9 protein-coding genes are annotated in these 17,110 nt (G+C 74.5%); 3 read left to right on the forward strand and 6 right to left on the reverse strand.

The features are described 5' to 3' along the window. The gene (locus JDY09_RS07430) at positions 1–7,527 is read right to left on the reverse strand and encodes a UvrD-helicase domain-containing protein (protein ID WP_274716298.1); all 7,527 of its coding nucleotides are present in this window, start codon (positions 7,525–7,527) and stop codon (positions 1–3) included. Positions 7,528–7,644: 117 nt separating this feature from the next. After that, the gene (locus tag JDY09_RS07435) at positions 7,645–8,388 is read right to left on the reverse strand and encodes a hypothetical protein (protein ID WP_274716299.1); all 744 of its coding nucleotides are present in this window, start codon (positions 8,386–8,388) and stop codon (positions 7,645–7,647) included. Between the two features lie 50 nt (positions 8,389–8,438). Here JDY09_RS07435 and JDY09_RS07440 point away from each other — a divergent pair, with 50 nt between their 5' ends. Further along, positions 8,439–9,515, forward strand: coding sequence for a metallophosphoesterase (locus JDY09_RS07440; RefSeq protein ID WP_274716300.1), 1,077 nt, complete (start codon positions 8,439–8,441; stop codon positions 9,513–9,515). Here the strand turns inward: JDY09_RS07440 and JDY09_RS07445 are convergent. Beyond that, positions 9,496–11,853, reverse strand: coding sequence for a type IA DNA topoisomerase (locus JDY09_RS07445; RefSeq protein WP_274716301.1), 2,358 nt, complete (start codon positions 11,851–11,853; stop codon positions 9,496–9,498). The two genes, JDY09_RS07440 and JDY09_RS07445, sit on opposite strands and share 20 nt — an antisense overlap. Before the next feature lie 69 nt (positions 11,854–11,922). After that, positions 11,923–13,059, reverse strand: coding sequence for a MarP family serine protease (locus JDY09_RS07450; protein WP_274716302.1), 1,137 nt, complete (start codon positions 13,057–13,059; stop codon positions 11,923–11,925). Positions 13,060–13,464: 405 nt separating this feature from the next. Here JDY09_RS07450 and JDY09_RS07455 point away from each other — a divergent pair, with 405 nt between their 5' ends. Both JDY09_RS07455 and JDY09_RS07460 read left to right on the forward strand, forming a co-directional pair. Next, positions 13,465–15,108 carry a penicillin-binding transpeptidase domain-containing protein gene (locus JDY09_RS07455; RefSeq protein ID WP_274716303.1) on the forward strand — a complete coding sequence of 548 codons (1,644 nt, stop codon included), beginning with the start codon at positions 13,465–13,467 and terminating at the stop codon, positions 15,106–15,108. 7 nt (positions 15,109–15,115) lie between these two features. Then, on the forward strand, positions 15,116–15,772 hold the full coding sequence (locus JDY09_RS07460; RefSeq protein ID WP_274718000.1) for a QsdR family transcriptional regulator: 657 nt from the start codon (positions 15,116–15,118) through the stop codon (positions 15,770–15,772). A 104-nt stretch (positions 15,773–15,876) separates the two neighbouring features. Here the strand turns inward: JDY09_RS07460 and JDY09_RS07465 are convergent, their stop codons facing one another. Both JDY09_RS07465 and JDY09_RS07470 read right to left on the reverse strand, forming a co-directional pair. Next, complete coding sequence (locus JDY09_RS07465) at positions 15,877–16,437, reverse strand: hypothetical protein (protein WP_274716304.1); 561 nt, start codon at positions 16,435–16,437, stop codon at positions 15,877–15,879. Positions 16,438–16,451: 14 nt separating this feature from the next. Continuing rightward, complete coding sequence (locus JDY09_RS07470) at positions 16,452–17,084, reverse strand: SRPBCC family protein (protein WP_274716305.1); 633 nt, start codon at positions 17,082–17,084, stop codon at positions 16,452–16,454. Positions 17,085–17,110 lie beyond the last annotated feature (26 nt).

Consider the following 17,110-nt stretch of genomic DNA (forward strand, 5'->3'; position numbering starts at 1 on the left):
CTACGCGCGCAGCGCCCCCGTGAGCTCGCGCGGCCACTTGCAAAGCCCCGACCGCCCGGGGCAAGCGGCGCAGATCGCGAAGTGGGGATCCGCGGTCGGCTCGAAACGGCCCGCCGCGAGCCGCTCGGCGCGTTCCCGCAAGTCCGCCTCGAGCGAGTCGGCGTGGGCCGCGTCGAACACCTGCGTCACCGGGCTCTCGGGAGCCTCGAGAAACACGTGCGCGACCTCGACGCGCCGCGCGCCTGCGCGTAGCGCCGCGAGCGCGTACACCCGCTGCTGGAGGTCGTAGTGCGACGCCGCGAAAAGCTCGCGCGGCGCACGCTCGGCGAGCGCATCCGTCTTGTAGTCGACCACGACCACGCCGCCGTCCCGCTCCTCGGCATAGACGTCGAAAACACCCGTGATCGGAACCGCCGGTCCCGCGGCGCCGTCGCCGAGCTCGCCTTGAGCGGACGACGCCCGGTCGCGCTCCACGGGTACGGCGACGACGAACGGCAGCTCGCTGCGCACCATGCGCGCGCGCGCCAGTCGCGCGGCGAGCGGGTTCCCGGGCGCGAAAAGACGCTCGAGCTGGCGGCGGATCGAGACCGCGTCGTCCGGCACCGCCTCGCCGCTACCGAGCCCGGCCTTGACCAGCGCGGCTGCGATCTCCTCGACCGTCGGCAGCGAGTCGGGACGGCGCGCGTCGACCCGCTCGAGCAGCGCGTGCACGACACGGCCCCTCAGCATGCCGGCACGCGGATCGCGACCGGTCGCACCCCCCGCGGGGACGGCGTCGTCGGGGTGCGGAGCGAGCCGCACGATCCGCTCGAGGTAGTAGCGGTAAGCGCAGCGCTCGAACTGCGAGAGCTGCGTGTAGCTCAGCCGGCGCCAAACCGGCGCCGCCAGCGCACCCGGCAGCGGGGCGCCGCGCGCTCCGGGCTGCGGAGCCGAGGTTGCGTGCGCCGTCGGACGGGCGGGCGGAGCGCTGGCTGCGACCGCGCGTGCGGGCGCGCTGCTGCTCGCGACCGCCCGTGCGGGCGGGGCGCCGCTCGCGCCAGAGCCGACCGGCGGCTCTTCCTCGCCCCGGCCCGCAGCGTGAACGTCGTCGCCCGAGCGCGCACCGTGCCCGTCCTCGCTTGCGCGCTCGTCCGGCGGCTGCGGGCGAAACTCGGTGACGGCGAGCAGGAAGCCGCCCGCCGCGTCGCTCGCGTCGGTGGCGCAGCCGGCTGGATGAGCGGCTGGGGGCCGCGCGCGCACTGCGAGCACGCGGCGCACCAGAGTGCCCGAGATCGTCGTCGCCCCGTTCGCCGCGAACGCGCGCTCCTCTTTGGCGGCGGCGCTCGCACCCTCCGCCTCTACCGCTCCCGCGCGCAAAGCGGGAAAGAGCCAAGTCGCCACCGTCTGGGCAGCGCGCTTGCGCGTCCGTGCGAGGAGCGACTGCGGGTGCGGCGGCTCGCTGCCGGCACCGGCGGAGTTCTTCCTACCGCTCTCCTTCCGCGCCTGCCCAGACCGCTCGCCCCCGGACGAGAAGCGCCCCGCCAACACCAGACGACGGCGGGCGCGCGTCATAGCGACATAGATCAGGCGCTCCGTCTCGGCCTGCTCGCGCGCGTCGATCTCGGCACCGAGCGCCTCCCACTCCGGGCTCCGTTTCGCGCCGGCTTTCGATCCCGGCGCACGCATCTCGCTCAGCGCCGGCACCTCCAGCACGAACGCCACCTGCGGGGTCACGCGCAGACGGAGGCGGCTCGAACCGGTGCGGTTCTTGTGGCGGTCGAGGTCGGCTACGACCACGTTGTCGAACTCGAGCCCTTTCGACTGGTGGATCGTCAAGATCCGCAACGAGTCGCTGCCCTCGCTCTCCAGCACCGCCTCGGGCTCGCGCAGGTCGCGGCTCACCTGCAGGTCGCGCAGCGAGTCGCAGAACCCGCGCAGATCGCGGCCCTCGACGCGCTCGTAAGCGCGCGCCAGGAGCGCGAGCTTGCGCACGTTGGCGACGCGCCGCTGGCCGTCGGGCAGCGACAGCAAGTAGGCGCCGTAGCCGGTGCGTTCGAGGCAGCGCTCGACGAGCTCGTCGAGCGACCGCTCGCCGAGCGCCGCACTCTCGCTCTCGACCATCTCGACGAAACGCGCGACCGCTACCCGACCGGCCTCGTCGCCCGGAAGCGCGCGGGCGGCTTCGACAAGCCGCAACCACATCGGGCCGCGCCGCCGCGCACGCGGCTCGCCGCTCCCGCCCGCGGGTTCCTGCGGATCGGTCCCGACGGTTACGGCCCGCACGAGCGTCGGCACCGGCACGGCGCCGATCGGCGAGAGCGCAGCCTCGACCAACGCCTCCTCGTCGTGCGGGTTGGCCAGCACCCGCAGCCAGGCGAGGGCGTCGCGCACCGGAAGCTGCGCGAAAAAGCCGCGCCCCGCGCCGTTGTAGACGGGTACGCCGCGGGCGGCGAGCGCGCGCTCGTAGACCGCCGCGTCGCTCCCCGCTCGCAGCAGCAGCGCCCAACCACCCCACCGCGGCGTGCTGCCTCCCACCCCCTCGCGGTCGTCCGTCGCAGCGTCGGCGTGAGCGAGCTCGACGATGCGCTCGGCGAGGAGCTCGGCCTCGAGCGCACGGGCTGTGGCCGCTGCCAGTTTCGAGCGCTTGCCGCCGCTTGTGCGCGACTCGGCGTCGTCGACGATCGCGACGATCTCCACCGCGGGCTCGCTGCGCTCGCCGCCTGGCGCGCCGCCGCTGCTGCGCGCCGACGCCGCCACCAGGTCGCGGTGGCGAGCGAGCCAGGGCGGCGCGCCGGCGTGCGCGGCAGCGTCGGCCTGGCCGCCGCTTGCGGCGGTGTCGGCACCCCCGGCAGGCGCAGCGGGCGCAGCGGTGTCGGCACGCTCCGCACTCGTGGCGGTCTCGGCACGGTCGCGCGCGCCGCCCTGCGTCTGCGCGCTGTCGCCCGCTCCCGTCCCGTTCGCCGGCTCCCTGCTCCAGAGCTTGCGGAACACGTGGTTGACCGCCGCGAGGATCGCCGGGTCGCTGCGGAAGTTGCGGTCTACGCGGTACAGCGAGCCCTCGCGCTCAGCGCGCTCGGCGAGGTCGGCGAACAGCGCCACCTCGGCATGCCGAAAGCCGTAGATCGACTGCCGCTCGTCGCCGACGCAAAAGAGCGTCGGCGCCGGCCCGTCCCCGACCCGCTCGCAAAGCGCCGCGAGCAGCCGGTGCTGCAGCGGGTTGAGGTCCTGCGCCTCGTCGACGAGAACCTCGCGCAGCTCCGCCCGCCAGCGGTTGCGCACCTCGCTGTCGCCCTCGAGGAGGGCGAGCGCGCGTCGTTCGAGGTCGGCGAAGTCAAGCAACGCGCGTGCCGCCAGCTCGCGCTGGTAGGCGTGGGCGAACTCGTGCAGCAGCGCGTCGAAGTCGGCACGGTCGGCGTCCGCAGGGGCGCTCTCGCGCGAGCGCTCGCCCTCGTCGGTGCGCGCCTGCGCCGACTCCCCAGCGGCGGCCCCAGCGGGCCAGGCGCTCAGACGCGGCAGACCGCACTCGCAGCACCAACGGCCACCGGACGCCCCGTCGCCGGCACCGGCGGCGAGCTCGCCGGGGCGGGCGACAGCGCCGCCGCGCAGAACCGAGTGCGCGGCGACGATGTCCTGGCGCAGGTTTCTCGCGCCGTAGCGGACGACGAACTCGGCGCGGCGACGGACCGTCCCATCGCTGCTGTTGCTGCTGCTCGCGCCGCCGGACGCTGCGCTTGCGCCGCCGGGTGCTGCGCTCGTGCCGCCAGGTGCTGCGCTCGCGCTGCCGGGGGCGAGGAACCGCTCGAGCGCGAGGTCGAAGGCGCGCTCGACGACGCGCCGCTGCTCCTGGCCATCGACGACCCGAAAACTGGGATCAAGCCCGGCGCGCAGCGCCTCGCGGCGCAAAAGCCGCGCGCAGAACGCGTGCAGCGTCGAGATCGGGGCGGCCTCGAGCGCCGGTATCGCCTGGGCGATGCCCTGGGCCAGCTGCTCCAGCGTCCACCGGCGATCGTCGGCGCTCTGTGTGTCAGCGACAGCACCGAGCTCGCGCGCGTAGCGCTCGAGCGCACCGCGGTCGGCGTGCAGGGCGCGCAGGCGAGCGACGATCCGGGCGCGCATCTCGCCCGCCGCCTTCTCGGTGAAAGTGATCGCAAGAAGACGCCGCACTGCCACGGCGCCGTCGCCGCCGTCGCCGCTGTCGAGGATCGTCTCGACGACGCGGCGGACGTAGCGCTCGACTAGCACGCGCGTCTTGCCGACACCCGCACCAGCGGCGACGACCACGAGCGGGCGGCGGCTCGTGACCGCCGCTCGCTGCTCGTCGGTGAGCTCGACCTGCGCGGCGTCGACGGCGGGGAGCGCAGCGGCCAGGGTCGCGCCGGCGCGGTCGCGCTCGCGGCATGTGGCTTCAGCACCGGCGCCGGTCGAGCGCGCTGCGAAGGTCCCGCTCATGCGCGCCGCGCCGACCGCCTCGCCGTCGCGACGTTCCTCGAGTCGGCAGAGGCTTGCGAGGCGACAACCGTTGCTCCCCGACCCGCACTTCTCGGCAGGCTCGACGAGTGGCTCGACGAGTGCCGTGCCGAGCTCGCGGACGCGCCCCTCGACAGCGCGCTTGAGCTCGTCGAGCGCCGCGGCGTCGTCCTCGCCTGCGCTGGTTTCGGGAGCGAGCGCGCGGCGTGTGTTCGTGTGCACCCCGTCGCCGATCGCGTCGGCCAGCAGCACCCCCCTTGCCTGCGCGGCGCCCCCGCCCACTGGCACGTACACGCCGCCCACCACCTTGAGTGGGTGCCCTCCCACCTTCAACGTGCGCTCGGCGGCGAGCATGTAGATCGCCGTTTGGAGCTCACCCTCGTCGAGCCACTTTCGGTGAGACAGGGAATCCGTGCTCTTTCCCGTCTTGTAGTCGACCACCACCGCCTCGCCGGTGCTCGAGTCGACGTCGATGCGGTCGATCCGGCCGCGCAGCGGGACGTCGCCGAGGCGGAAACTGCCGTCTTCGCCGAACGCCACCTCGAGCAGCTCGGGGAGCGGCTGGAAGCGGTCGGCCCAACAGCGTTTGGCGTCGAGCTCGAGCGCGCGCACCACCATCAGCTCGGCCTCCGTGGCGAGCGCCGCGAGCCGGCCGACCGGCGGGGCGGGGAGCGGGTCGCGAGCAGGGGCGAGCTCGGCATGCAACGCTCGCAGGACCGCCCGGCGCACCGCCTCCCGGGACGGGCGCATCGCGTCGGGCCGCGGGCGGACTTGCCGCTCGCCGCGCGCGGCGGCGGTTTGCGCGAGCTCGCGGTAGAGCTCGCACAGCGCGGCGTGCACCACGTTGCCGAGCACCAGGCGGTCGCGCTCGGCCTCGAGCGGGCGCGGTCGCAGCACGTAGTCGACAAGCCACGCCACCCGGCACTGGGCGAAGCGCGCGATCGCTCCCACCGGTCGCGGCCCGTCGCCGTAGAGCGCGTCGAGCGTGCCGCGCGGCAGGCGTACCGGCAGCTGCGGCGCACCGCCTGCGCCACTCTGGGCCGCGGCGGAGCGCGCGATCCGCGCGCTCGCGCGTGGCGAGAGCTCGCCGATGTCGAGGTGGCGCACCGGCGCGTCCGGCGCGAGCCTGCGCACCTCGTGCAGAAACGGCGAGGGTTCGAGCGGCCGGCCGTCGTCGTCGCACGCGCGCACCGCCAACACCAGCCGCTCCGACGCTCGCGAACAGGCCGCGTAAAAGAGGTAGCGCTCGCGGTCGGCCGCGCTCGCCGGCAGCTCTAGCCGGGGACCTTGCGCGCTGTCGGCAAGCAGCGCGCGCTGACGCTCGTCGAGGAGCACGCGCGGCCGTTCGGTGCGCGGGAAGTTGCCCGTTTCTAGCCCTGTCACGATCACCGCCCGCCAGCGCCGCGCACCGACCTCCTCTGGGCCCGCAACCGTCACACGGCCCGGAGCCGGCTCGCGGCCGCCCCACGCCACCGCACGCTCGAGCCCCCACACGACGTCTTCAAGCGCCAGCCGCGGCGCGAACGGCGAGTCGGCGAGCCGCCCCAGCTCGCGCAGCGTCGCGCGCGCCGCTCGCTGGGCCGCAACCGCGCTGGCCCGCAGCTCACCTACCGCCGCCGCCTGGCCGCGCAGCGGCGCCGCCAAGAGGCGGTCGAGCTCGCGGTCGAGCTGTCGGCAGAAGCGACCCGCGCCGCGGCTGGCGGCGTCGCGCAGGCGGTCGAGCTCGCCGAGCGGCCGCGCACCGGCGAGGCGCTCGAACGCCGCGCGTGCCTCGCGGGCGGTGGCGAGGCCGCGACGGCGCACGATCTCCTCGAGCGCGTCGGCGCGATGGTCGAAGCAAACGCCCGGCATCCGCAGGTAGCGCACGAGCTCTTCGGCCGAGCCCGGGCGATCGGGCCAAAGCGCGCAGCGGGCGAGCGCGAGCAGCCCGCCACCGAAGTGGGTGGCGCCGAGCGCGGCCCGTGTGCGCGCGGTGTTGTCGATCCCCGCCGCGCGCAAGGCGCGCCCGATCTCCTCGCCGCGCGCCGGGTCGCGCACCACCACCGCGATCTCCTGGGGATCGAGCGTCCGGTCGGACTCGAGCAGCCGCGCAACAGCGTCGGCGACGAGCTCGCGTTCGGCCTCGCCGCCGCCGGCGAGAAGCACCTCGACAGCGCTCTCGCAGCCTGCGACGGGAGCGGCTTCGGGGACGAAGAGGCGGCGCTCGAGCGCGTAGAGCGCCTCGGCGCCCGCTCCGCGGTAGTAGCCGGGCGGGCCCGGCGCCGCCAGCGTCTCGACGCGTGCCGCCACGCTCTGCAGCTCGGCGACAGCGCCTGCCACCGCGGCGAAGGCTTGGCCGCTCGCGCTGCGTTCAGCTTCGTAAGGGAGGGTGACGAGCACCTCCCACGCCAGCGCCGGCGCGCGTGTGCGCCGTCCACCGCTCGCGAGTCGCAACAAAAGCTCGCGCTCGAGCGCGGTGAAAGCGTCGAAGCCGTACACCGCGAGCGCCGCGCCGTCGGCGGCGCCCGCGAGACCGCGCGCGGGGTCGCGCGCCAGGTCGTCGAGCAGCCTGCGGTTGTGCAGCTCGGCTGTCGCAAGACCGGCGTCGGCGAGAAGCTCGGCACGCGTTCGGTGGATGCACAGAAGGTCGCGCAGCACCGCCGCGTCGGCATCGCCGGCGCCGGAGAGTGCGGGCTCGGCCACGAGCGCCGCAGCGCGTTCGCCGTCGACGCCCGCCGCCTCTAGCTCGGCGAGCGCGCGCTGCACAGCGTCGACGAAGCCCGCGGTGGCGCTGACCTCGGCAAGCGCGCGCAGCTCGGTCGCGCGGATCGCAGCGCGCGTGACGAGCGCGAGCGCGGTCGCCCCGAGCGGCTCGGCGGCTAGCCCGAGCCGCTCGCCGAGCAGGCGCAAAAGCTCGGGGAAGGTGACAGCGCGCACACCGAGCTCGGCGCAGCCGTCGGCGAGCTCCGCGTAGGCGCGGTCGACGTCGCCGGCGCGCGGCAAGCACAGATAGCGGTCGCGGCCGCGCTGACTGCGCAACCAGGCGAAAACCCGGCCCGCCTTGCCGGCGTTGGCCGGTCCGGTGATCAAAGTCAGCGACATCGCTTGCGTGCGCCTCTCCCGAGCTCGGGTGACGATTCAACAGCACGCACCGGCAGCGCCCGCGCAGCGACCACGCACGCTTGGTCGCCGCGAGCGCACGCTTCCTGACAGCGGAAGCTAGGCAGACCCCTCGACGCCACGGGCCAGAGCGACGATCGCCTCGGCGAGCCGTTCGGCGGGAGCGATCACCGGCGTCTCTTTGAGCTCGCGCTCGAAGTTGGCCGGTCCCGTCCACCGTCCGACGCGCACGAAGCCGTCGCCCACGGCCTCGACGCGGATCTCGTCGACGAGCTCACCCGCTCGCCCCAGGCTCGAGCCGGCCAGCGGCGGCGGCGTTGCGCCCGTCGGGGCAGCGCTGGCGGCAGGCCGGCCGGCGCTGTCGCCTGCCGGGGCGGCGCTGGCGGTCGCGGCGACGAGAGCCGGAGCGGCGGCCGCGAGCGCCTCCCCCGCCGCGCTCAACGCTTCGGCGGCGGGGGCTGCCAGTGCGCCCGACGCCGCGATCTCGCGGCAAAGCCGCGCCAGCTCGTCGGCGGGCAGCCGCGGCGGGCGCTGCGCGAGCGCGCCTCCCTGCCACTCGGCGAGGCGCACACCGCCCGGCACGACGTCGAGACGCACCTCGTAGGGGCGGCCGGCGCTGTCCTCGAGGCCGTGCGCCACGGCGCTCGCCCGCACGCCCGGTGTCGCCGTCTGGCGCGGGCGCGTCGCGCCGGAGCGCGTCGAGCGGCCGGCGGCCGTCGCGCGGCGGCGTGTCGTGCTCGCGCTCTTGCGCTCGGTCTCGCCATAGACGGGGTCGAGCGGAGTGCCGCGCCGGCAGATCGGACACTCGGCGAGGAGGCGGCTGTGGATGCAGAAGCGCGGCACGCGCGCGAGGCTAGCGCCAAGCGGCGGCGAACCGCTGCCATGATGGCCGCGTGGCGACGCTGGTGGTGTCCGATCTTCACCTGGGCGCGTTCTCGGAGCTCGATCTCGCCCGCCGCGACCCGTACCGGGAAGCGCTCGTCGAGGCAGCGCGGGCGAGCGAGCGGCTGGTGCTGCTCGGCGACGTGCTCGAGTTGCGCGAGCTCGGTGCGCGCGCCGCGCTCGAGCGGGCACGCCCGCTGCTCGCCGCGCTCGCCGACGTGCTACGCGGGCGCGAGGTCGTGGTCGTGGCGGGCAACCACGACCACCCCCTCGCCCGCCCGCTCGTCGAACGCGCCCGGCTTGCCGGCGAGCCGCTCTCGCCGTTCGCTCCGCCGGTGGCTGCGGAGGCGGTCGGTGGGCTCGCCGCCGCGTTCGCCGAGCACCTCGCCGCGGCCCGGGTCGCTGTCGCCTACCCGGGCGTCGCGCTGCGCAGCGACGTCTACGCCACCCACGGTCACTACCTCGATCTGCACCTGACGGTGCCGAAAATCGAGTCGCTCGCGGCAGCGGTGCTCGCGCGGATGCGCGGGCGCGGCTGGCGTCCCCGCACCGCCGACGAGCACGAGCGCACGCTCTCGCCGCTCTACGCCCTGCTCGCCGAGCTCGCCGAGCTCGCGCCGGCTACGGCGCTCGTCGCCGGGGGCCGGCTGTCGCGCAAGGTGTGGCTGAGCGCCAACGGGTCGCGCACCCGGCCGCTGGCGAGGGCGCGGGCGGCGGCGGTCGCAGGCGGCGTGCGCGGTGCGCTTGTCGCGCTGCGCGCCGCGGGCATCGACAGCTTCGCACCGCAGATCGACGGCGCCACCTTGCGCCGCGCCGGCCTGCGGGCAATCGCGGCGGTCGCGAGCGCGCTCGAGCTCGAGGGGCGCTACCGCCACCTCGTTTTCGGCCACACCCACCGCGCCGGTCCGCTTCCCGGCGACGCGCCCGCCGAGTGGCGAACCGCCCGCGGCACGCAGCTTTGGAACAGCGGCTGCTGGATCGCCGAGCCGGCGCTGGCCGGGTCGAACGGGCTCGGTGGCTACGCGCCGGGCTACGCCGTTCTCGTGCCAGAGCGCGGCGAGCCGCTCGTCAAGCGCCTCGTTGGATAGCGACGCGCTCGCTGTCGCTGTCGGCCGCCGCGCCGTCGGTGGCGCCGGCTGCAGCGCGAGCGTCGCGCGCACCGGCCGCAGCCCGAGCGTCGGACGCGCCGGCCGCAGCGCCGTCGTCGCGCGCGGCGTCGCCGCTCTCGGCCTCCTGGGGCTGCTGCGCCCACTGTTCGTCGAACTCGACGCGCCAGCGGCCCTGCTCGTCGCGCTCGAGCCGCAGGCGGGCTCGGAAGCTGCGGCCCGACCGCCCCTTGAAGCCCGGCACCGGCTTCTCGGTGCGGCCGACGGGCGGGTCGTCGCCGCGCTCGATCGAGGCCCGCAAGCTCTCGATCAGCTCGCGGGCGACGTCGACCGGCAACGTTTTGCCCGCCTTGCGCTTCCAGATCACAAACCCGCAGCCGGGATCGTCCTTCGACCAGCACGAGTAGCCGCGGCGGTTCTCGACGATCTCGCGCCCGCAGATCGGGCAGGGGCCGAGGCGGGCGCGCTCGATCTTGACGTTCTTGAGCTGGTCGAGCTGCTCGACGGTCTTGGTCGTGAACTCGGCGATGTCGCGCATGAACGCCGGCCGCGTGTCCTCGCCGCGCTCGATCAGCGCCAGCCGCCGCTCCCACTCGCCGGTGAGCTCGGCCGAAGTAAGGGGATGGTCGCCGAGCAGCTTGATCACCTGCATGCCCTTCTCGGTGGGGCGCAGAGTGCGCCCTTCGCGCTCCAGGTAGCCGACCTCGATCAGCCGCTCGATGATCGCCGCGCGCGTCGCCGGTGTGCCGATCCCCGAGTCCTTGAGCGCCTCGCGCAGCTCGGGATCCTCGATCTCGCGGCCGGCTGTCTCCATCGCCGCGAGCAGCGACGCGTCGGTGTAGCGGCGCGGCGGCTGCGTCTGCTTTTCGAGCACGTCGACCTTGCGCGTGTCGACCTCCTCGCCCTGCTCGAGTTTCGGCAGTAGCTGGTCGCCGCCGCTGTCGTCGTCGCCCTCGGGCTCGTCGATCTGCTCGCCGTACACGGCTTTCCACCCCGCCTCGACGAGCCGCCGCCCGCTGGTGCGAAAGACATGGTCGGCGACGGTCGTCTCGACACGCGTGCGCTCGTAGACGGCGTCGGGATGGAAGACAGCGAGGAAGCGCCGCACCACGAGGTCGTAGATGCGCAGCTCGTCGGCCCCCATCTTCGAGAGGTCGTGTTCGGCGCGTGTCGGGATCAGCGCGTGGTGGTCCTCGACCTTGGTGTCGTCGACGACGCGCTGCAGCGGCAGGCGCTCGAGGGACACGACGTACTCGGCGGCGCGCGCGTACTGCGGGTTGCGACCGACGAGCTCGGCGGTGGGCTTGATCTCGGGGACCAGGTCGCCGGTCAGGTAGCGCGAGTTGGTGCGCGGATAGGTGATCGCCTTGTGTTCTTCGTAGAGGCGCTGGGCGGCGTTGAGGGTGCGGCGCGCCGAGAAACCGAAAAGCACGTTGGCGTGGCGCTGCAGCGAGGTGAGGTCGTAGAGCAGCTGCGGGCGCTCGCGCTCCTCGCTCTTCTCGAGCTTGGTGATCGTGCCGCGCCGGTCGCGCACGGCCTCGGCGATCTTCTGCGCTTCCTCGGCCTTCGCCAGGCGCTTGCCGCCGAGGTAGCGGCCGCGGTAGGTGCGCTCGCCGCTCGCCGCGAACGTGGCCTCGATCAGCCAGTAGGGCTCGGGCACGAAGTTGCGGATCTGCTCTTCGCGCCGCGTGACGAGCGCGAGCGTCGGCGTTTGCACGCGACCGAGCGACACCGCCCCGTCGAACGCCGAGCGCAACCTGATCGTCGCCGCGCGGGTGGCGTTCATGCCCACCACCCAGTCCGCTTCCGAGCGCGACCGCGCCGCCGCCTCGAGCCGCTTCATCTCTTCGCCGGGACGCAGATGCTCGAACGCGTCGCGGATCGCCTGGCGCGTCATCGAGCTGAGCCACAACCGCTTCACGGGTTTGTCGACGCCGGCGGTCTCGTAGACATAGGCGAAGATCAGCTCGCCCTCGCGGCCGGCGTCGCAGGCGTTGACGATCTCGGTGACCTCGTCGGAGCGCATCAGCTCGTGGATCGCTCGCAGCTGGCGCTCCGATTTGGGGTCGTTGGGGACGAGCTTGAAGCGCTCGGGGAGGATCGGCAGGTCGCTGAAACGCCAGCGCTTGAGACGCGCGTCGTAGGCGTCGGGTTCGGCCAGGGTCACCAGGTGGCCGATCGCCCAGGTGACGATCCAGCGCTCGCCGACGAGATGGGTGCCGTCCTTGGCCTCGACGAAGCGGTCGTCGAGGGCGCGGGCGATGTCGCGCCCGACCGAGGGCTTTTCGGCCACCACCAGCGTCTTGCCTTGCCGGCTCATCGCGCAGAGAGGGTACGCGTCCGGCGCCCGCGATGCTCGCCGCGCTCGCGCCACGGCTTCTGGGGGGCGCTAGCAGTGGCCGGTCGAGACCGGCCCCGCGGCCCGCGCGAGCGCCGCACGGACGACGTCGTTGGGCACGGCGGCGCCGCTCTGCGAGCCGTCGCGGGCGGCGGCGAAGACCGTCCCCACGACCCGGCCGGCCGCATCGACGAGCGGACCGCCCGAGTTGCCCGGACGCACCTCGCCGCGGAAAGCGAGCACCGAGCGCACCACCCGCTCGCGCTCGTAGATGTCGGTGAGCGACATCCGGTAGGTACCGCCGACCCGCGCCGCCCCCACCGTCAGCGGCCCGTTCAGCGGGTAGCCGATCACCGCTGCGCCCTGCCCGCTCTCGGCACGCGGTGCGAGCGCAAGCGACGGGACGTTCTGGAGCGCCGGCACCGAGAGGATCGCGACGTCGTTGCGGGGGTCAAACCAGATCGCCTGGGCGCTGTAGCGCACACCGACACCGCGCAGCTGCACCGTGGTGTCGACCTGGCCGGCGACGACGTGGGCGTTGGTCACCACCACGCCGGGCCGCGCGAGCCAGCCCGAACCTTCGCTGCCGAGCCCGCAGGCGGTGCCGAGCACGCGCACGACGCTGCCGGCCGCCCGCTGGACGTCGGGATCCTGGACCAGCGCCGGGTCGGGAGCGCCGACGACCACATCGGGCGCCGGGATGCGCGGCAGCGTGTCGAGCTTGGCGAGCGCCTCGAGGAGGAAGCTCGGCCGCGGCAGGTGCTCGCCCAGATAGCTGAGGATCGCCGAGCGCTGCACGGCCTGTCGCAGCGAGGGCGGTCGGTCGAAGCGGGCGAGCGCGGTACCGACGATCCACGCCAAGAGCAGCCCAAGGACGGCGAGAAGCAGAGCGCCACCAACCCCGTCGGCGACACCGAGCGCCCCACGCATCCGCCGGCGCGCCTCGGCAGCGAGCGTCTCGAGCACCGCCGCTGCCACACCGCCGAGCAGAACCGCGGCCGCCAGCGCGATCAGCGAGGCGTAGGGAGAAGCGGGATCAGCCAGCAGCTGCGGAGCGAGCTTGGCGCCGGCGAGAGCGCCGCCGACGAAGCCGAAAAGCGAAGAGATCCCGACGATCAACCCCTGCGCGTAGCCGAACGCCGCCATCGCGGCGACGAACGCGAGCACTATCCAGTCGGCCGTGTTCACCGCGCCGCCCCGCCCCTCGCGCGGGCACCTGCAGCAGCTGCATGCTGTCCGCTCGTGCTCCTCGCACTGCGCTCCCAAGCCGCCATGGCAGAACGCCACGCTAGTCGCTCGCGCGTTGCGCTAGCGCTGCATGCGCTGCGACTCGCGAACGGCTAGCGCCGCCGACGCTGCTACCCGTGAACGGCTAGCGCAGACGACGCTCCCCCACGGCAACGTGGCGCCGCCCGCCGCCGCGACGGGTAACCTCGCGCCTGCTTGGCGACGGCCAACGGCGAGACGCGGAACCACCGCGCACCCGGCCGCCGCGGCGCCTCTGCGCCGCGCGGCGGCCGCTTCGACACGCCTCGCGCGCGCCGCGCCCGGCGCCGGCGTCGGCTGCTCGCGCTGGTCGCGGCAGCAGCCGCGATGGCCCTACTAGCGGGGGCGGTCGCCGCCTTGCGCGACGGCGGCGAGGAGCTCGCCACCGTCGAGCGTTTCGCCGCCGCCCTCGAGCGCCGCGACAGCCGTGCGCTGGCGCGCACGACGATCGATCCGCGCAGCGGCCGTCCGCCGACGCTCGCGCGCGTGCGCGCCGTGTTCGGCGAACAGTGGCGCACGGCGACGCTCGTCGCGCTCGCCGCGGGAAAACCCGAGCCGGCGCCGGGCGACCGCTTCACGCTGCCGGTCGTAGCCCGCACCCGCGCCTTCGGCACAGTGCGGGGCGCGATCGCGGTGCGCGTGCGCGAGGGGCGTGTCGTGCTGGCGAGCGAGCTGGCTTTCCCCGGGCTCCGCCGCGGCGAGCGCCTCGCTCGCCGCGAACTGCCGCCGGCGCGGGCGCCGATCCTCGCCCGCGACGGCACCGCGCTCGCGAGCGGACCGGCGACCGCGCGCGTCTACCCGATCGGCGGCGCAGCCTTGCCCGTCACCGGCATGCTCGCCGCGACCAGCACCGAGAGCGTGCGCGAGCGCCTTTATGCGCTCGGCTTCCCGCGCGACTGGCCGACCGGAAGCAGCGGGCTCGAGGCAGCGTTCGAGCGACGGTTGCGCGGCCGGCCGGGCGGTGTGCTTCTCGCCGGCCGCCGTGTGCTCGCGCGCAGCGCACCGCGCCCGGCACCCCCGCTTCGCACCACCATCGATGTGCGCTTGCAACGGGCGGCGGTAGCGGCGCTCGGCGCTCGCTTCGGGGCGATCGCCGTGCTCGGCGCGCGCAGCGGCGCGGTGCGCGCGCTCGCCGGGGTCGCTCTCGCAGGCACCCAGCCGCCCGGCTCGACGTTCAAGATCGTCACGGCCGCGGCCGCGCTGGCCGCAGGCGTCGCCGAGCTCGGCGACCGTTTCCCGCTCGCCCGCTCCGCGCGCGTCGACGGTGTCGAGATCCGCAACGCCTACGACGAGCTTTGCGGCGGCACGCTCGTCGAGGCGTTCGCGCACTCGTGCAACTCGGTGTTCGCGCCGCTCGGTGTGCGGGTCGGCGCGGCTCGGCTCGTGGCGATGGCCGAGCGGCTCGGCTTCAACCGCCGCCCGCCGGTGCCGGGCGCGGTAGCGAGCACGCTGCCCCCTGCGCGCGAGCTAGCAACGCCGCTAGCTGTGGCGGCGACCGCGATCGGCCAGGGCCGCGTGCTCGCCTCGGCGCTCGGTATGGCGTCGGTGGTCCAAGCCGTAGCCGCCGACGGCGTGCGCGCCAAACCGCACATCGCGCCCGCTGCGCCGCGCCGCCGGCGGGTGCTCGACGGCAGCGTCGCCGCCTCCCTGCGCACGCTGATGCGCGCCGTCGTCACCACCGGCACCGGCCGCGGTGCCGAGCTTCCCGCTCTCGGTGTCGCCGGAAAAACCGGCACCGCCGAGCTGTCAAGCCGACCGCCGTCCGACAGCACGGCCCCGTCGGTGCGCGACGACCCCGCCCGGCTGAGCGCGTGGTTCTGCGGTTACGCACCGCACCGCAGGCCGGTGCTGGCGTTCTGCGTGCTGCTCGTCCGCCAAGGTGCGGGCGGCGACGTAGCCGCTCCGACGGCAGCCGACTTCCTGCGCCGCGCCCTTGAGCTCGGGTGGCGTCCGACCGAGGATTCATCCTAAGGTGGCGATGTCGAACGGGGGAGGCGCGGGGGAGCGTGTGTACTCGCAGGCGCCTCCGCCCACGCCGCTCTTCCGCTCGTGGCTCGCTGGCGAGCCCGAGCGTCACGTGCGCGCGTTCGAGCTTGCGCGCAGCTGGTACCTCGAGGGGCGGCGCATCGAGATGCGCGCCCTAGCTGCCGAGCTCGGGGTCAGCCGGCCCACGCTCTACCGCTGGGCGGGCAGCCGCGAGCAGCTCGTCGCCGACGTGATCTGGTCGTTCGCCGACCACCTTTTCCGCACCGCCGTCGAGCGTGCCCGCGGCCGCGGAGCGCGGCGGATCCTGGAGGTGGCGCGGCGCTACACGCGCTGGGTCGCCGAAGCCGAGCCGCTGCGCCGTTTTCTCGAAGCTGACGCCGAGACGGCGCTCCGCATCCTCACCCGCCGCCACGGCGGTGTGCAGGGGCGTCTCGTCGCCGCCTACGAGGCGCTGCTGCGTGAAGAGATCGAGCGCTCGGCGCTGACCGTGCCGCTGCCGCCGCCGCTGTTCGCCTACCTGATCGTGCGCGTGGGCGAGGCGTTTCTCTACAACGACGCGATCTGCGCGCTCGAGCCCGACGTCGAGAGCGTGCTGACGGTCATCCGCGTACTGCTCCACAGCGGCAGCGCCAGCGCCGACGCTGCTTGACCGCCGACGGCGCCTGGTCGGCGCCGCGGCTTGACCGAAACGGCCGCGGGCCCCGGCACCACCGGCCGCCGCTTGAGCGCGCGCCTAGGCTGTCTCGCCTTCGGCTAGAGGTCGAGCTTGATGCGACGCTCGGGCCCGCCCGCCCCTGCCGGCGGGCGGATCACCAGCACGAGCGGACGGTTCTCGGTGTTGGCGAGCGGCAGGCGGAAGAGCAGCATCGCTCCAGCCGTCGGCCCCTGCTGGGCGATCGAGCCCTCTTCGGGAATGCACTCGTTCGGCTGCAGCGTGCGCGGGTGGTAGGCGAGCGCGTTGCTGCGCGGCAGCGGCGTGGGTTTGAAGACGTTGCCCTGGTTGTCGACGACCTCGAAGTCGTCGGTCGCGCGGGCGGCACGCTCGCCGCGGTTGCAAACCTGCAGGAACACGCCGTAGAGCGCCTCGCCTGGCCGCTGCTCGGGACCGCGGTAGTAGTCCTTGTCGGGCGGGATGCGCAGGTTGAGCTGGCGCGTGATGAAGACGTTGTAGTCGAGTCCCGCGACCGGCAAGCGCAGCCCCTCGCGGGCCGGCTCCTCGATCCCGACCTTGTCCTTGTCGGTGCCACAGGCAGCGGCACCAGCGGCGACCAGTGCGAGGAGCGAAAGCAACGCGAGGCGTCTCGTGGCGTGCATGGCGGCGCGGGAGTCTACCCGTCCACGCGCTGCGAGCGCGGCACGGTTGCGCTCGCCGCGCGTGCGCCCCGGGCGCGGAGCCGTTCGCCCGCCCAGCGGGTACCGAGCGCCGGGTCGGCACCGGCGTGGGCGCCAAAGCGCGGGCCTTTCTCGGGCTCGAGACCCGCGACGGTGGCGCGCCGCAGCGGTTCGGCGGGGGGCTCCTCGAACACCATCCGCAACCGCTCGAGCGCGGCGGCGACTCGCCGCCGCAGCCACAGCGAGCAGAGCGCGTCGCGCAGGCGGTCGAAGCGCGTGGCGGGGTAGGTCTCGAGCAGCAGCTCGACACGCGTGACGCCGGCGCTCTCGGAAACGAAACGCAGCTCGCATGCCGCACGGTTGCGGCCCACTCGCCCGTAGCGGATGCGCAGCAAAAGCTCCCGCGGGCGCTCCGCCGAGTAAACGTCGAGCTCGACGTAGGGCTTGCCGACGGGGGAGCGCACCTGGAAGCGGGCGGCGGCCCCACGGCCGACCGGGTTGGCGCGCGCGAGCCGGTAGTCGGCAACGAAGTGGTCGACCACTGCTGGCCAGGCGGCGAGATCGGCGACGAAGTCGTAGACCTGGGCGGGCTCTGCCGTGATCGTCGTCGCCGCCGTGAACGCTGACATCGGCGCTGGATGCTACCGGCGCCGGC

It is taken from the genome of Thermoleophilum album (genome assembly GCF_028867705.1).
In the GTDB taxonomy this organism is placed as follows: domain Bacteria; phylum Actinomycetota; class Thermoleophilia; order Solirubrobacterales; family Thermoleophilaceae; genus Thermoleophilum.

Excerpts from the sequence above, each read along its gene's own strand:
- JDY09_RS07430 (WP_274716298.1), bottom strand. The coding sequence starts at position 7,527 with ATGTCGCTGACTTTGATCACCGGACCGGCCAACGCCGGCAAGGCGGGC.
- JDY09_RS07445 (WP_274716301.1), bottom strand. The coding sequence starts at position 11,853 with ATGAGCCGGCAAGGCAAGACGCTGGTGGTGGCCGAAAAGCCCTCGGTC.
- JDY09_RS07455 (WP_274716303.1), top strand. The coding sequence starts at position 13,465 with ATGGCCCTACTAGCGGGGGCGGTCGCCGCCTTGCGCGACGGCGGCGAG.
- JDY09_RS07460 (WP_274718000.1), top strand. The coding sequence starts at position 15,116 with ATGTCGAACGGGGGAGGCGCGGGGGAGCGTGTGTACTCGCAGGCGCCT.
- JDY09_RS07465 (WP_274716304.1), bottom strand. The coding sequence starts at position 16,437 with ATGCACGCCACGAGACGCCTCGCGTTGCTTTCGCTCCTCGCACTGGTC.
- JDY09_RS07470 (WP_274716305.1), bottom strand. The coding sequence starts at position 17,084 with ATGTCAGCGTTCACGGCGGCGACGACGATCACGGCAGAGCCCGCCCAG.